Origin of the sequence: Flavobacterium sp. N1719 (assembly GCF_025947045.1) — a bacterium.
GTDB classification, from domain to species: domain Bacteria; phylum Bacteroidota; class Bacteroidia; order Flavobacteriales; family Flavobacteriaceae; genus Flavobacterium; species Flavobacterium stagni.
This window is the reverse complement of the sequence record NZ_CP109993.1, coordinates 555794-572273: the sequence shown is the minus strand read 5'-3', so window position 1 is coordinate 572273 and position 16480 is coordinate 555794. Positions and strand designations below refer to the sequence as shown.

Annotated in this window: 11 protein-coding genes; 5 read left to right on the top strand and 6 right to left on the bottom strand. The window is 41.1% G+C overall.

The genetic code is table 11. The annotated features are described in order from the left end of the window. The first annotated feature begins 15 nt into the window (after window positions 1-15). The 4 genes from OLM45_RS02185 to OLM45_RS02170 all read left to right on the top strand — a co-directional run bounded on the left by OLM45_RS02185 (window position 16) and on the right by OLM45_RS02170 (window position 6860). Window positions 16-1266, top strand: coding sequence for a TolC family protein (locus tag OLM45_RS02185; protein WP_264511583.1), 1251 nt, complete (start codon window positions 16-18; stop codon window positions 1264-1266). Between the two features lie 12 nt (window positions 1267-1278). Continuing rightward, the gene (locus OLM45_RS02180) at window positions 1279-2364 is read left to right on the top strand and encodes an efflux RND transporter periplasmic adaptor subunit (RefSeq protein ID WP_264511581.1); all 1086 of its coding nucleotides are present in this window, start codon (window positions 1279-1281) and stop codon (window positions 2362-2364) included. Between the two features lie 18 nt (window positions 2365-2382). Then, window positions 2383-5484, top strand: coding sequence for an efflux RND transporter permease subunit (locus OLM45_RS02175; protein ID WP_264511579.1), 3102 nt, complete (start codon window positions 2383-2385; stop codon window positions 5482-5484). 62 nt (window positions 5485-5546) lie between these two features. Beyond that, window positions 5547-6860: a carbohydrate porin gene (locus OLM45_RS02170; RefSeq protein WP_264511577.1), complete on the top strand. Its 1314-nt coding sequence runs from the start codon at window positions 5547-5549 to the stop codon at window positions 6858-6860. Between the two features lie 206 nt (window positions 6861-7066). On the opposite strand, the gene OLM45_RS02165 is transcribed toward OLM45_RS02170, so the two are convergent. Both OLM45_RS02165 and OLM45_RS02160 read right to left on the bottom strand, forming a co-directional pair. Continuing rightward, window positions 7067-8032, bottom strand: a complete 966-nt coding sequence (locus OLM45_RS02165; protein ID WP_264511575.1) for a flagellar motor protein MotB — start codon at window positions 8030-8032, stop codon at window positions 7067-7069. A 39-nt stretch (window positions 8033-8071) separates the two neighbouring features. Continuing rightward, entirely contained in the window at window positions 8072-8833 is a 762-nt protein-coding gene (locus OLM45_RS02160) for an exodeoxyribonuclease III (RefSeq protein ID WP_264511573.1), read from the bottom strand. A gap of 204 nt (window positions 8834-9037) precedes the next feature. Here OLM45_RS02160 and OLM45_RS02155 point away from each other — a divergent pair, with 204 nt between their 5' ends. Further along, a complete protein-coding gene (locus OLM45_RS02155) occupies window positions 9038-10834 on the top strand; it encodes a lysophospholipid acyltransferase family protein (protein WP_264511571.1) in 1797 nt (598 codons plus the stop codon). Window positions 10835-10880: 46 nt separating this feature from the next. On the opposite strand, the gene OLM45_RS02150 is transcribed toward OLM45_RS02155, so the two are convergent. The 4 genes from OLM45_RS02150 to OLM45_RS02135 all read right to left on the bottom strand — a co-directional run bounded on the left by OLM45_RS02150 (window position 10881) and on the right by OLM45_RS02135 (window position 16446). Next, the gene (locus OLM45_RS02150; protein ID WP_264511569.1) at window positions 10881-12275 is read right to left on the bottom strand and encodes a PQQ-dependent sugar dehydrogenase; all 1395 of its coding nucleotides are present in this window, start codon (window positions 12273-12275) and stop codon (window positions 10881-10883) included. Window positions 12276-12393: 118 nt separating this feature from the next. Further along, window positions 12394-14067 (bottom strand): DUF4139 domain-containing protein, encoded by a 1674-nt coding sequence (locus OLM45_RS02145; protein ID WP_264511568.1) that lies wholly within the window; start codon window positions 14065-14067, stop codon window positions 12394-12396. A 19-nt stretch (window positions 14068-14086) separates the two neighbouring features. Beyond that, window positions 14087-15913: a DUF4139 domain-containing protein gene (locus OLM45_RS02140; protein WP_264511566.1), complete on the bottom strand. Its 1827-nt coding sequence runs from the start codon at window positions 15911-15913 to the stop codon at window positions 14087-14089. 2 nt (window positions 15914-15915) lie between these two features. Next, window positions 15916-16446, bottom strand: coding sequence for a hypothetical protein (locus OLM45_RS02135; protein WP_264511564.1), 531 nt, complete (start codon window positions 16444-16446; stop codon window positions 15916-15918). Between the last annotated feature and the right edge of the window lie 34 nt (window positions 16447-16480).

Sequence of the window (16480 nt, the reverse complement as noted above, 5' to 3'; positions counted from 1 at the left end):
CGTAAAACCTACGATATGAAAACCTTTACGTATTTATCATTTCTCTTGTGTACCATCGGGATGATGGGACAACAAAAGTTGACGCTTCAAGATTGCGAGCGTCAATTCTTAGACAAAAATTTAATGCTTCTCGCCAGTCACTATAACATTGACCAAGCGCAAGCGGCAGTCCTGCAATCCAAAATTTGGGATTTACCACAAATTGGCGGTGAAGTCAATGCTTGGGCGCCCAACAATGATCAAAAGTTTTTTAATGCAGGAAAAGAAGGTCAGAAAGCCGCTTACATTCAACAGGTAATTAAGATTGGTGGCCAGCGCAAAAACCAAATTGAATTGGCTAAATCCAATGCCGCTATTACCCAATTGGATTTTGACCAACTACTTCGGGATTTAAAATTTCAATTGCGTACCGCTTTTTTTGCCATTTACTTTGACACCCAATCCATTGCCGAAATTGACAAACAACGGGACAATTTAAAAACATTGATTGATGCCTATTCGGAACAAACCCAAAAAGGCAATGTGTCGCTAAAAGATTTGGTGCGCTTACAGAATTTGTATTTGAGTTTAAAAAGCGACCGCAATGCGTTGATGACGGAAATTTTGGACAACAAAAACCTACTCATTACGCTATTAAATACAAATGATATCAATTTGACACCGGCGCCAACTCCACAAGAATTGGAAGTCTATCAAGCGGGATTGCTATACCAACCGGAACAGTTGCAACAAATGGCATTAATCAACCGCCCTGATGTTTTGCGCAGTCAAAAAGTATTGGAAGCCGACAATTGGAACATCAAATTACAAAAGTCGCTTGCCTTGCCATCAATTACTTTGGGAGCAGCCTATGACCAACGCGGTGGGGCTTTTAACAACCAAACTAATTTGACGTTGGGTATTCCGTTGCCGCTTTGGAACCAAAATAAAGGCAACATCAAAATTGCCAAATTTCAATTGGATCAGGACAAAGCTGGAAACCAACAAAAGAATTTGGAAGTCCAAAACGAAGTGACCACAGCGTATCAAAAATACTTAGAATTAAAAGATAGCTTCGTGTCGTCTCGCAGTCCAATTGCTCAAGATTTGGAAACCGTTTACCAAGGAATTTATACCAATTTCAAGAAAAGTAATATCAGCATTTTGGAATTTACCGATTTTATGGAAAGTTATAATTCCAGTGTTATTACGCTAAATCAATTTCATAAAAACCTAATCAATGCCTGTGAAACGCTTAATTACGCCACAGCCGCTAAACTTTTTTAAAAACCAAATCGTATGAAAACAACCGTTTTAAAATATACCCTTATTACCTCCTTAGTTGTTTTGGTTTCTTGTTCTAAAAAAGAAGAAACTGAGAAAAAAGAAGTATTTCAAATCACCGATGTGATGCTGAAAACGACTCAATTTGCCAAAGTAGAATCCCAACAATTAAAAAATGAGTTGCGCTTTTTTGGAAAGATTAGTGCCGACAAAAACAAAATGATTGAGGTCTATCCTGTAGTGGGAGGTAATGTAGAAAAAGTCTATGTCGAATTGGGTGATTACGTAAAAAAAGGACAAATTATGGCCACCATCCGCAGTACCGAAGCGGCCGGTTATGAAAAGGATTTGCAGGATGCCCGCAGTCAGGTTCTGGTGGCCAAAAATGCCCTAAAAGTCGCCCAAGAAATGTTTGAAGGAAAGTTGGTTACCGAGAAAGAAGTGTTGCAAGCCAAAAGCGATTTGTCTATTGCTCAATCGCAATTGAATCGTATGCAACAAACCTATAAAATTTACAATCTCAAACCGGGCTCGATTTACCAAGTCGTAGCACCGATTAGCGGGTATGTGATTCAAAAAAACATCAATCAGGATATGCAATTGCGCAGTGATCGCACCGACAATATTTTTGACGTAGCCGATACCAATGATGTGTGGGCAATTGCCAATGTGAACGAAAGCGACATCAATCAAGTGGGCTTGGGCATGGATGCTTCGGTTTCTACGTTATCCAATCCCGATAAAAAGTTTTCGGGTAAAGTAGATAAGATTTTTAAAGTGATTGATCCCGAAACCAACGCTATGAATATTCGTGTGGTGTTGAATAATTCCGCGTCACTTTTGGTGCCCGAGAGTAAAGCCACGATTAACGTGTCTTATAAAGAAAACAAAAGTATGTTGGCGATTCCTGCTTCGGCTTTAATTTTTGACAACAACAAAAATTATGTGATGGTGTATAAATCCAAAACCAATTTGGAAACCCGTCCTGTGGAAGTTTTTCGCCAAGTGGGCGATATCGCTTATATCGCTTCGGGATTGAACGAAGGAGAAACGGTGATTACACACAATCAGTTGTACTTCTATGAAGCTTTAAATGATTAATTTAAACTCAAAAACACTATGAATCGTTTTATTCGAAATATCATTGCTTTTTCCTTAAAAAATAGAGCGTTTACCTTCTTTTGGGTCGGTATCATGGCTATCAGTGGGTTTTTGGCTTTCAAAAATATGCCTATAGAAGCGTTTCCTGACGTGACCAATACGCAAATCATTATTATCACCCAATGGAATGGGAAAAGTGCCGAAGAGGTAGAGCGTTTTGTTACAACGCCTATCGAGTTGTCAATGACTTCCTTACAGAAAAAAACCAGCGTGCGCAGTACTTCTATGTTTGGGTTGTCAGTGATCAAAATCATTTTTGACGATGATGTTGACGATTCTTTTGCCCGCAACCAAGTCAATAACCAATTGCGCAATGTGAATTTGCCTGATGATGTCGAACCCGAAGTGCAGCCACCTTACGGGCCAACAGGTGAGATTTTTCGCTATACATTGGAAAGTAAAACCCAAGATTCACGCTATTTGTTGACCCTTCAAAATTGGGTGGTGGACCGTGCTTTGCGTTCTGTTCCTGGCGTAGCCGACATTAATGCCTTTGGAGGACAAACCAAAATTTTTGAAATCAGTGTGGATCCTCGCAAATTGGAAAAATACCAACTCACCCCGCTACAAGTCTATGATGCGGTGAGCAAAAGTAACTTGAATGTGGGTGGTGATGTGATTGAAAAAAATGGGCAAGCCTATGTAGTACGTGGTATCGGCTTGTTGCAATCCATTCCTGATATTGAAAATATTATTGTTACCCAAGACAATGGTAATCCTGTTTTGGTGAAAAACCTAGCCGCGGTCAATGAAAGTTCAATGCCCCGCTTGGGTCAGGCTGGACTTAACAATAACGATGATGTAGTCGAAGGAATTGTCGTAATGCGTAAGGGTGAAAATACTCCTCAAGTTTTGGAACGGGTGAAAGATAAAGTGCACGAACTTCAAACGAAAGTATTACCCAAAGATGTGGAGTTGAAAGTCTTCTACGATCGGGATAATTTAATGGAATTCTGTACCCATACGGTAATGCACAATTTGTTGGAAGGCATTCTTTTGGTGACCTTGATGGTCTTGTTATTTATGGCCGATTGGCGAACAACCGTGGTGGTTTCGATTATCATTCCACTAGCGTTATTGTTCTCGTTCTTCTGTCTGAATTTAATGGGTATGAGTGCCAATTTATTGTCGCTGGGTGCAGTCGATTTCGGAATTATCATTGATGGCGCCGTCGTCATGGTCGAAGGACTCTTTGTTATGCTCGATCACAAGGCTACGCAAGTCGGGATGGAGAAATTCAATAAACTGGCTAAAGGCGGATGGATTAAAAAAACAGGAACCGAAATGGGGAAAGCGATTTTCTTCTCCAAAATGATCATCATTACGGCCTTGTTACCCATTTTCTCATTCCAAAAAGTAGAAGGGAAAATGTTCTCGCCATTAGCCTATACACTTGGTTTTGCCTTATTGGGAGCCTTATTGTTCACCTTGACCTTGGTTCCTGTATTATCGCACATGTTGTTGAATAAAAACGTGAAAGAAAAACACAACAAGTTTGTGGATTTCTGGAATCGAATTGTAGAAAAAGGGTTCCGATTCACGTTTCACCACAAACGATTAACCTTAACAGTTGCCATCGGGATTTTAGCGGTCACTTTGGGTTCGGCGAAGTTTTTAGGGACCGAATTCTTACCGCCGTTGAATGAAGGGGCTTTGTGGGTAACAGCTGAAATGCCAATGAGTGAAAGCTTGGAGGAAAGCGTAAAAATGGTAAAAAAATTGAAAAATGAAATTGCAAGTTTTCCCGAAGTCAATGGCGTGTTGACACAAACCGGAAGAAGTAATGACGGGACCGATCCTAGTGGATTTTATTTTGCACAAATGCAAGTGAATCTGAAACCAAAATCCGAATGGAAACGCAATATTTCCATAGATGAATTGGTAGATGAAATGGATCATAAATTAAAAAAGTATCAAGGGATTACCTACAATTATTCCCAACCCATTATTGATAATGTAGCAGAGGCCGTGGCTGGGTTTAAAGCTTCCAATGGGGTAAAAATATATGGGGAAGATTTAAAGAAATTAGATAGTTTATCCAAAATTGTGCTCGATCAAATCAAGAATGTTGATGGCGTAAAAGAACCAGGAATCATTCGCAATATCGGTCAGCCGGAGTTGAGTGTGACGTTGGATAAAGAGAAAATGGCAGCGTATGGTGTATCTATTGCCGATGCGCAAGCAGTGTTGGAAATGGCTTTTGGCGGAAAAACAGCCACGCAGAAATACGAAGGCGAACGCAAATTTGATATCCGTATCCGGTACGATAAAGATTACCGAAAAGATTCCGATGATATGGGGAATTTGATGGTGCCTACCTTGCGTAATACCAAAGTTCCACTTAAAGAGATTGCCGAAATTAAAGCGGCAACAGGGGCTGCCTTTGTATATCGTGATGATTTAAAACGGTATATTGGAATCAAGTTTTCTGTTCGTGACCGCGATTTGGGGAGTACTATTGCTGAAGCACAAGCAAAAGTTGCTAAAAATGTAAAATTACCAGAGGGTTATCAATTGGGATGGATTGGTGAATTTGAAAATCAAGTGCGTGCCACCAACCGTTTAGGACAAGTGGTTCCTGTAAGTTTGATTTTGATTTTTGTCTTATTGTTCATCATGTTCGGAAAAATCAAAGATGCGGCATTGGTCTTGGCAAATGTTCCTTTCGCCTTGATTGGTGGGATTTTAGCGTTGCATTTAACCGGAATTAATTTCGGGATTTCTGCCGGAGTTGGATTTATTGCCTTGTTCGGAATATGTATCCAAAATGGGGTGATATTGATCTCGGAGTTCCACAAGAATTTGAAAGCCAACATGGATATGGAAAACTCCATTTTACAAGCGGTAAAAGTACGAACACGTCCTGTTGTTATGACGGCTTTGATGGCGGCTATTGGTTTGATGCCTGCTGCGCTCTCTACCGGAATTGGATCAGAATCGCAAAAACCATTAGCGGTTGTGATTATCGGTGGTTTGATTTCAGCAACGATATTAACGTTATTGGTATTCCCCATCATTTTCTGGGTATTCAATCGTGTAAAAAATGAAGAAATAATCTAGAGTTGATTTTAATCGGAGTAGTGTTCCTTCAAGCATTGCTCCGATTTTTAAAAAAAACAAACATGAGAAAATTATTGATTGCAGTATTCACTTTGGGATTTATGGGGTTATATGCGCAAACAAAGGATACTACAGCGGTTTCACCGTTTAGTTTTCATGGGCAGACAACGGTGATTAACCAAACCAAGTCCGGATTTAAAGTGCCGTATTCAGGACCCAATAGTGTGTCACCCGATCACGAGTCGGCAACCTCCATGACGGCTACTTTTTATGCCGGTGTTCGTTTGTGGAAAGGCGCTTCCTTTTATGTGAATCCTGAGATTGCTGGCGGTTCCGGAATAAGTTCGGTACTCGGTATTGGTAGCGCAACCAACGGCGAAACCTTTCGTGTAGGATCGACAGCCCCCAAATTATATTTAGCGCGTTTGTATTTTAAACAGCATTTCAACTTGAATCAAGATTTTACCCAAGAACTTGATGACGTGAATCAAGTTGTGGAAAAAACAGCTTCACACCGCATCGATATTACGGTAGGGAAATTGAGTATGGCTGATTTTTTTGATCAAAACAGTTACAGTCACGATCCGCGAACACAATTTATGAATTGGGCGTTGATGGATGCTGGTGCTTGGGATTATGCGGCCAATACACGAGGTTATACGCCTGGTGTTGTAGCAGAATATTTTACCCCCAAAAATGAATGGCGTTATGGGTATGCTTTACTACCCCAAATTGCCAATGGAAATGCTATGAACTGGAATGTGAGCAAACAGTTTGCACAAACCTTGGAGTACACCCATTATTTCAAGATGTTGAATCGTCCAGGTGCTGTGCGGTTGCTCGGTTTTTACAATACAGCCCGAATGGGAAACTATCGCGAAAGCATTGCTTTACATCCGATGGCGCCTGATATTACGGCAGTGCGTCGCTATGGTAATACAAAATATGGTTTTGCTATCAATGCCGAGCAGCAATTGAGTACGAATTTGGGTGCCTTTACGCGTATGAGTTGGAACGATGGAAAAAACGAAACCTGGGCATTTACCCAAATTGACAATTCCATAACCTTAGGACTCCATGCGGATGGGAAAGCGTGGCATCGTAATGACGATGAGGCGGGTGTAGCCTTAGTGTCCTCGGGATTATCAAAACCGCACCAAAGTTATTTGAAATCGGGAGGTCAGGATTTTATGTTGGGTGATGGAACATTGCATTATGGACGTGAGCAAGTAATGGAATGTTTTTACTCGGCCGATCTTAGTCATCACCAAATATACCTGACTGCCGATTATCAATTGTTATTTAATCCGGGGTATAATACGGATCGCAAAGGACCGCTAAACGTTTTTTCTGTGCGGTTGCATTACGCGATTTAACAATGGTTCGTGAATTTTAGCCCCGATTGTAGTGAAAATCCTTTGCGGCGAAGCAAGCAAAGATTGCAACGGAAAGCGGGAAGACATTTGATTTAAAAACAGGGCATCTGCTCCTGAAACAATTAATGGTTAAGGTTGAGCGTTGATTTTTTGCCAAGGCAAGAATCAAAAAAAAAGGGGTCGAAATTCGGCCCCTTTTGGTGTTTTTATAATTCGTCCAACATTTTGGAAATCTCATCCAATTTGGGGGTCAAGATGATTTCGATGCGTCGGTTTTTGGCTTTGCCTTCGGGTGTGGTGTTGGGCATTAAGGGTGCATATTCACCACGACCGGCTGCAGTCAAACTTTGACGGTTGATGTCTTTATTTTCAGAAAGAATGTTGACGATGGCTGTGGCACGTTTGGTGGATAAATCCCAGTTGCTTTCAATTCCGCCGCCAATGTTTCCTAAGATTTTGTCGTCATCGGTGTGGCCTTCAATCAATACGGAAATATCAGGGTTTTGTGCGAGCACTTTTCCTAATTCCACCACGGCTTTTTTCCCTTCAACACCCACGGCCCAGCTACCCGTTTGGAATAACAATTTGTTTTCCATAGAAACGTAAACTTTGCCGTTTTTCTGTTCGATTGTCAATCCTTTTCCTTCAAAAGCATTCAAGGCTTTGGATAGATTTTCTTTCAATTTTTTCATGTTGGCATCTTTTGCCGCGATGTAGGCTTCTAGTTCGTTCAAACGCTTCGAACTCGCTTCTAATTCCGCGCGTAATTTATTCAAACGCTCTTGTTCGGCCGCGATGGTTTTTTCTTTGGCTTCTAGTTGTGCTAAGAGTTCGCGGTTCTTGCTAATGTTGCTGCTCAGTGCGTCATTGCTGTCTTTTTCAAGCGCTGAATAAGCGGCTTGCAAGTTTTTCATGTTTTTTTCAGAAGCTACGAGTTCGGCTTGCAATTTGTCGCGATCGGCTTTGAGTTTGTCGTAATCCGCTTTGAGTTTGGCTCCATCCAATTCGAGCTGCCCTTTTGCTTTTTGCAAGTTTTCGTTTTCGTCCGCCAATTGACGGTTTTCTTTTTTCAAATCGGCGTATTTGTTTTCCAATTCGTTGTAAATCTTTTTGGATACGCAGGAGGTTGACAAGGTAATCAATGCCAGACCTAAGGTTACTTTTTTAATCATTTTGTTTTTGTTATTTCGGTTTGGGGAAGGTTATACAGTTCAGTTAATTTCGACAACAATCGGACAATGGTCGGAGTGTTTGGCTTCGGGTAGGATTACAGCACGGTGCAAACGATCGCGCAGGGGTTCGCTCACCAAGTTGTAATCGATGCGCCACCCTTTGTTGTTGTTACGAGCATTAGCGCGGTAACTCCACCAGCTGTAGTGGTGTGGTTCTTTATTAAAATGACGGAAACTATCGATGAATCCTGATTTCATGAAGGCATCCAACCACGCGCGTTCTTCGGGTAAAAAGCCCGAAACAGTGGCGTTGCGAATAGGATCGTGAATATCGATGGCTTCGTGACAAATGTTGTAGTCACCGCAAATGATGAGATTGGGCACACTTTTTTTCAAATCGTTAATGTACGCTTGAAAGTCGTCCATGTATTTGAATTTATGATCCAATCGATCGATGTTGGTTCCCGAAGGCAAATACAAACTCATTACGGAAATATCACCAAAGTCGGCACGCAAGTTACGCCCTTCAAAGTCCATGTGTTCGATGCCTGTTCCAAATTCGACATGATTCGGTTCGATTTTGGATAAAATGGCCACACCGCTGTACCCTTTTTTTTGTGCCGAAAAATAATATTGGTAAGGATAGCCGGCGGCGGTAATGGCTTCGGTCGGGATTTGGTCTTCGGTGGCTTTAATTTCCTGAAGGCAAATTACATCGGGATTGGCTTGTTGGAGCCAGTCCAGAAATCCTTTGGTAATGGCAGCTCGAATTCCGTTGACGTTGTAAGAAATAATTTTCATGAATGATTTAGAATTCAGGGAATAAAATATTCCCTTTTGTCATTTGTTCAAAAATACTGATTTCGTCGGAACTGCAGGAACGATGTGGAAAAATTATAATAAATGTTTAACCTTTTTTTCGGGAAAAGGCTAAAATTTAAAATCGCTATTGGGAAGAATTGTTATCTTTGTTTTTTCACAATAAGCACACAACAGAAGAAGTAAATGGGTTTAGTCACAGCGAAAGAAGTAGCCAAAGCAATTAAAGCGGACAAATACGGTGTATTCGGTACGTTTGCAGGTTGGTTACTGATGAAAACACTTAAAATTTCGACGCTGAATAAAATCTATGACCGCAACAAGCATTTGAGCGAATTGGAGTTTTTGAATGCGATTTTGGATGAATTCCAAATCAAATTTGAAATCCCGGAAGAAGATTTAAAACGTTTACCCAAAGACGGTGCTTACATTACCATTTCCAACCATCCTTTAGGTGGAATTGACGGTATTTTATTATTGAAATTAATGTTGGAGCGCGAACCCAATTTTAAAATCATTGCCAATTTCTTATTGCACCGAATCGAACCGATGAAGCCGTATATCATGCCGGTGAATCCGTTTGAAAATCATAAAGATGCCAAGTCGAGTGTTGTTGGAATTAAAGAAACGTTGCGTCATTTGAGTGATGGCAAACCGTTGGGAATGTTTCCCGCGGGTGAAGTTTCAACCTACAAAGATGGAAAGTTGGTGGTTGATAAAGAATGGGAAGAAGGTGCAATCAAAGTGATTCGCAAAGCCCAAGTTCCTGTGGTTCCTATTTATTTTCACGCGCAAAACAGCAAGTTGTTTTATCGATTGTCCAAGATCAGTGATACGATGCGCACGGCGAAGTTACCATCGGAGTTACTGACGCAAAAGGACCGCACGATTAAAGTACGTATTGGGAAACCGATTTCGGTGAATGAGCAAAACGAACACGAGAATTTAGAAGATTATTGCGAGTTTTTACGCCGCAAAACCTATATGTTGGCCAATTCCTTTGACGATGAGAGTAAGTTTCAAGCGTTAAATGGATTAAAGCCCGCTAAAAATGTTAAGCAAATTGCCCATCCCGCCAATCACGATAAAATATTAGAAGATATAGCTGAGGTGCGCAAAGGCGATTTCCGTTTATTGCAAAGTAAAAACTATGAGGTTTTCTTAGTTTCTGCGGACAAAATTCCAAATATTTTGCACGAAATAGGCCGATTGCGTGAGATTACCTTCCGTGAAGTTGGCGAAGGAACCAATGAGTCCTTGGATTTGGATAAGTTTGATAAATACTACCAACACATGTTTTTGTGGGATGAAGAAACCCAACAAATTGCAGGGGCTTACCGCATGGGATTGGGAAGTGAAATATTCCCGCAATACGGAATCGATGGGTTTTATTTGAATGATTTATTCCGATTTGAACCCGAATTGCATTCCATGATGGCACAGTCGATTGAAATGGGTCGGGCCTTTATCATCAAGGAATACCAACAAAAACCGATGCCGTTATTCTTGTTGTGGAAAGGCATCGTGCATACCACGTTACGTCATCCCGAACACAAGTATTTGATTGGCGGCGTGAGTATCAGCAATCAATTTACAGAGTTTTCGAAATCCTTGATGATTGAATTTATGAAGTCGCATTACTATGATCCGTATGTGGCGCAATATATTCACCCAAAAATGGAATACAAGGTAAAGTTGAAAGATGCCGATAAAGATTTTGTCTTCAACGAAGCGGAAGCCGATTTGAATAAATTCGATAAAATTATTGATGAAATCGAACCCGGAAATTTGCGCTTACCCGTTTTGATTAAAAAGTACATCAAACAAAATGCGCGTGTGGTGGCTTTTAACGTTGATCCACTATTTAATAATGCCGTAGACGGTTTGATGTATATTCGGATCGCCGATTTACCCGAAAGTACGGTAAAACCTGTCATGGAAGAATTCCAAGCCGAATTGGAACGAAAAATGGGAGAAAAATAAACGACTATAAATAGAAAGCCCTTCAGATTCTGAAGGGCTTTTTTAATTATTCAAACAGTATTTTTTCTGTGTAAGTGGCGCCGTTTTGATTGATATGTAAAAAATACATTCCGGGCGCAACTCCTTCAAAGTTTAATGCAATTGTTGAAGTGGTTTCAGGCTTGTTTTCGGCAATTGTTTTTCCCGTAAGATCGGTCAGTTGAATGTGATCGATTGCGACAAGTTTTGGGTTTTGGATTTGAACTATTCCCTTTGTTGGATTGGGAGCTACCGCTAATCCAAGTGCTGAAAATTGGGCGGTATTGAAAGAAGTGTCTGTGATTCTAAAAATTGTACTTCCACCCGTAACATACAATTCGCCATTGACATCTTCACCAAATGTGGTGAAATTATTATTTCCATTGAAATAAGGTGTGTACGTTATACTTCCTGTGGCGATGTCTAAAATACCCATGCGATTTTGGCAATAATCGGCGAAGTAATATTTGTTCAACATGTTGGGGTATAAACTTCCCGTATACACATAACCACCCGTAATGGAACAGCCACCTGTAGCGGCGTGGGTATACTCAGCAACCGGAGCAATCATGCCTGTTGTATTGGAACATGAAGCATACACCACCGTTCCTTCAAAACATTTCCAGCCAAAATTGAGTCCGGTATTTGGAAGTGGCGTTGAAATACGGTTGATTTCTTCCACGGCATTTTGACCCACGTCAGCAATCCATAAGTCGCCATTCAAACGATTAAAGGAGAATTTCCAAGGATTGCGCAAACCTAAGGCCCAAATCTCTTGTTTGCCACTTTCGTTGATAAAAGGATTGGTGGGCGGATAGCCATAATTCAAAGTGCCAGCAGTCGTATTGACATCTAAACGCAGCATTTTACCCAAGTAAATTCGGGAAGGTGTAGTGGCATTTACCGTAAGATTTTGTGCAAAATTTTGGGGATCTCCGCCGCTGCCACCATCTCCCATACCGATATACAAATAACCATCGGGACCAAATTTTAACGTTCCTCCGTTGTGGTTGTTGTAGGGTTGATCGATGGTCATCAAAATCGTTCCTGTAGGATTGGCCACATTCGGATTGGAACTACTTACCGTATAACGCGCAATCACAGTATCGCCCGCGAGATTGGTATAATTCACAAAGAACTGCCCGTTTGTGGTATAATTGGGATGAAAGGCTAAGCCCAAGAACCCTTGTTCGCCACTATTTACGGTTAATGAGGAAATATCCAAAAAAGGAGTGGTGACCAAGGCATTGTTTTGGATAATCCGAATCTGTCCGCCTTTTTGTACTACAAACAATCGGGTATCACCACAGTGGGTAATTTCAACGGCACCCGATAAACCGGTAACATAGGTTTGAAGGCTAATAATTTGCCCCATAGAAAGGCAGCTCCAGCCTAGGAGTAGGAGTGAGTAAATCTTTTTCATGTTTTTTTTGTTTTTTACTAAGGTACAAAAAAAAGATAATGACCTAGTTATCAAATAAAAAATCCCGAGTTTCCCCGGGATTTAAGGCGTGAATAAAAAATGTGTGTTTTTGTTAGGCTTATAAATTATCGATGATTTTGTCTTTGGGATAGCGGACTTTATAACTGATCCGTATTTTTTTGGATTCGTTGGGTGCCAATTTGAGATCCCATGTCATGAAGCCTGTTTCTGGGTTGACGGATGCTTTGCCGTCTTCCAACAATTCAATCGTAATGTCTTTATCCGAACTCAACGGATATTGATCTTTTAAAGTCAGATTAATTTCTTCTTTTTTGTTGTTGCGAATGGTGATGTCATACGTAAATGTTTGCTCTTTGTACGAAGACAAAAACTTGGTGCCTGATTTATCCACTACTTTCTCACGTTTGATGGAAATCTTTTTGTCGCGACCCATGCTCAAACTCAAAGTGTCTCCCGTTTGTTCCGGATTGATGAAGGTTTTGCCTACATTCATTTCTTCAAAAACAATATTGGCTTCGCCAGGTAACAAATTGTATTGGCCGTAATTGTCAATTTTAGCCAACAAATAAGCTTCTTTTTCCAATCGTGGCGCACTGTAGAATTTGTAAGTGGCCGGAATCTGGATTTCTTTCAAAGACACACTGTGCATTTTTCCATTCGACAACACATCATACGGTATGTCAATGTCGAAGGTGATGTTGAGTTGGGATTCGGAGATTTGGGTGTAGTCGTCGATACCATTGTCAAATTCACCATCAGTGTCTGTTGTATCAGTGTATTTATATTCTTTTTTTACAGCGTCATTCAAAGTATAAGTATTTGAAGTGGCTCTATAACCTTGTACAACAACTTCTTCAAGTCTATTGGTTTGATACCTCAAAAACCACGCTTGCTGCAACGGTGCTTCGTTGCTTTGGTTGGGGTTGCCGCTCGACAAACTCATTTTGATTTTTTTCCAATCGATGCCGGTCGTTTGCCAAACTTGGGCTTTGTACAGCAATTGAATCGGGTCTTTAATGCTGTTGGCACGTAAGTCATACATGGGTTTCCACCCCGCATTGTTGGTGATGTACGAAAAATTCAAGGTGACATTCCCCGCGACTTCGTTTAAGACTTGCAGTACCAATTTCCCCTTCGACATTTTTTCTTCCTTGGCGGTATTCAACTGCAAACGTGCATTTAAGTTGGCCAAAGTTTTGTTCCACTTGGTTTCTTTTTCTTTGAACGCTTCAATTTGGTTGTCGAGTTCGATGCGTTTCGCTTTATAATACTCCACCATTTTCATCAACTCGGCGGTATTCAAACCCGAATTGGCGCCGCCCACTTGTTGGTTGGTGTCTAACAAGCCAATGGTTTGTTGGTACGAATAAATTTGAATCTGTACTTTTTTGATTTCCTTTTTAACGATTTCAATACTGTCGCGCACCTTTTTAATGGTGGGATTGCTTTCGTCAATTTCATATTCGGAGATGTAATTTTTAGTAAACTGCACCGACATTACGGTTACCGACTTCGGAGCTTTGATTTGCAACGTACTCTCGTTGATGTAATCGGCTACATTTTTAATTACGATTTCGCTATTCCCAACGGGCAAATTGAGTTGGGCCGAATGTTGGAGTTCTGCACCGCTAAAGTAAACCGTGGCGCCTTGAGTTTTGGCTGTCGTAAACAAGGGTTTTTGGGCCAAGATACTCACAGGAAGGAGCAGCAGCCAAAGAATATTTTTCATGTTTGGTTTTCGGTTGGTTAAGGGTATTAACGTCGGTTTCATGATTTCTATTGTTTTGAAATTATAATTTTCCAATCGATTTGTTTTTATCGGAACGAACGGTATAGCTCAACCGCACCTTTTTGGTTTCGTTGGGTTGCAATGTAATATTCCACCGTAAAAAGCCTTTATCCGTGTTGACTGAAGCTTTTCCGTCGTTGGTGAGTTCAATGAAAATACTCGAATCATTGCTCAACGGATATTGGTCGCGAAGGTCAACCGTAACCGCTTCTTTTTTGTTATTTCGAAGGGTGATTTCATACGTAAATTGCTGTTCTTTTTGAGACGACAAGAACTTAGTCGCTGATTTTGCTTTCACTTTTTCACGGAGAACAGTGATTTTTTTGTCCCGACCCAAACAGACACGCAACGAATCTTGGGTTTCATTCGGATTGAGTTGGGTAGTGCCTACAACAGTATCGTCAAAATACAATTGGGCGGTTCCTGGTAGCAGATTATATTTTCCGAAATCAGTAATCTCCGCCATTAAAAACACGTCCTTATTCATTTTTGGTACGGAATAAAATTGGTAGTTCGCCGGAATCTCGAGATTTTTAATTTCGATACCGTGTTTCTTTCCATTGGATAAAATAGCATATGGCAAATCAATGTCAAACGAAACGTTGAGTTCCCGTTCTACTACTTCGGTATAATCGGAAACGTTTTGTTTGGTGGTAATTAAAATAACCCCGTTACTGGCGCGACTTCCGTAAATGGAAACTGCACTCGCATCTTTTAACACTTCCACACTTTTTACAGTTTGAGGCGGAAGATTTCTAAAATCATCTGAACTGGTTGGCTTACCGTCAATAATGTATAAAGGTTCGGCGTTAGTATTTGCAGACGAATATCCCCGAATGATTATTGCACTCTTTGCGCCAGGATTCCCTGTTCCTGCAGTAATATTGACACCAGCCAGTTGACCTTGTAGTGCATTCAAAACAGGAGCATTTTGCTGTACAGCCACTTTTTCTTTCCATCCATACGGATTGCGGTAAACTAACGTCCACGCTTGTTGTAACGGCGCTTCGTGTTGGGTGGCCGGATTTCCGTTGGAGAGCGTGAGTTTGATAGAATTCCAATCGATGCCTGTGGTTTGCCACAACTGACTTTTCATCACCAATACTAAAGGTTGGGTTAGGGAAGTCGCTTTGAGGTCGTAGGTAGGTTCCCAGCCCGCCAAAGTTGTTGTGTAGGATATTTGGATTGGATGCGTTCCCGCTTGAGCAGTGCTGAGATACAACACCAATTGCCCTTTGGATTTAACGGATGAATTGGGTTGGGGTGTTAATTGTTGATTCCAAAAATCCAATTGCTTTTGGAACTTGACTTGCTTTTCACCCAACACAAAGGCATCCCAAGAGATTTCGTAGAGTTTGGATTGATAATACAACGAATAATTCGCCAGTTGTTGGGTTACAACTCCGTTATTGCTCCCGCCGAGTTTGGTGTTAGCGTTCAACAAGGCAATTGTTTTTTCTACAGCTCCTTTTTGGATGATAATGGATTGGAGTTTGGATTGAAAAAAGCGAATGCTGTCGTGGACTTTGGCGAGTTCGGGACGTTCGTATTCAGGATCAAATTCGGTAGCATAGTGTTGGGTGAATTGGGTGGCCAAAACGGTAACCGACTTTGGTGTACTGATGCGCAGCGACGATTCATCCAATGCATTGGCGATATTAGAAATCACTACTTCTGAAGTTCCTTCAGGCAAAGTAACGCGGGTTGTATGTCGGAGTTCGGCACCGGAGAAATATACGGTTGCCGATTGGAGTTCGGCTTGTGCAAAAACAGGTTTTTGGGCCCATATTGTGCACGAAAATAATATGAGGAAAAGAAAGGCTTTCATGGTTATTTTTTCAATTGGAAGTAGTATTCAGTTTTGTGGTACCAACTCGATTGATTGCCGTTCGGATAACTATGTACATAGCGCAAACAGATACGATTATCGCGTAAGGAAAAGACCACCCATTTCCCATTATACGGCGCGCCACGTTCTTCCGAAAGTAAGTTGACCATGAGTGGGTCACCACTGTAAAGCAAGGTGTCTTGGCGGTAGAACTTCACAAAATCCAATAGCATTGTGCCTGAAATTATATTTCCAGGATGACCCACGGCGAGTTCCGAAATGTAATAGCGTTGATTCGGCATGTTTTCGTGCCAACCCGATTGATAGCGGTAGAGCAGTTCCCACTGACTTTCGGGCGTGATTTTTTGATCACTCTCTTTTTTGGGATTGGAATTCCAAACGGTTAGCGTGGCTAAATCCCGTTTGATAATTTCAGGATCGGTGATTCGGGTCAAATATTTGTCCAAAGGAGTATCACTTTGGGTAAAGCTCCAAAGGATAAGACACAAGGGAAGGAAAACTAGTTTTTTCATACAATGGCTTTTTCTATAAGAGGAGCTATTGTGT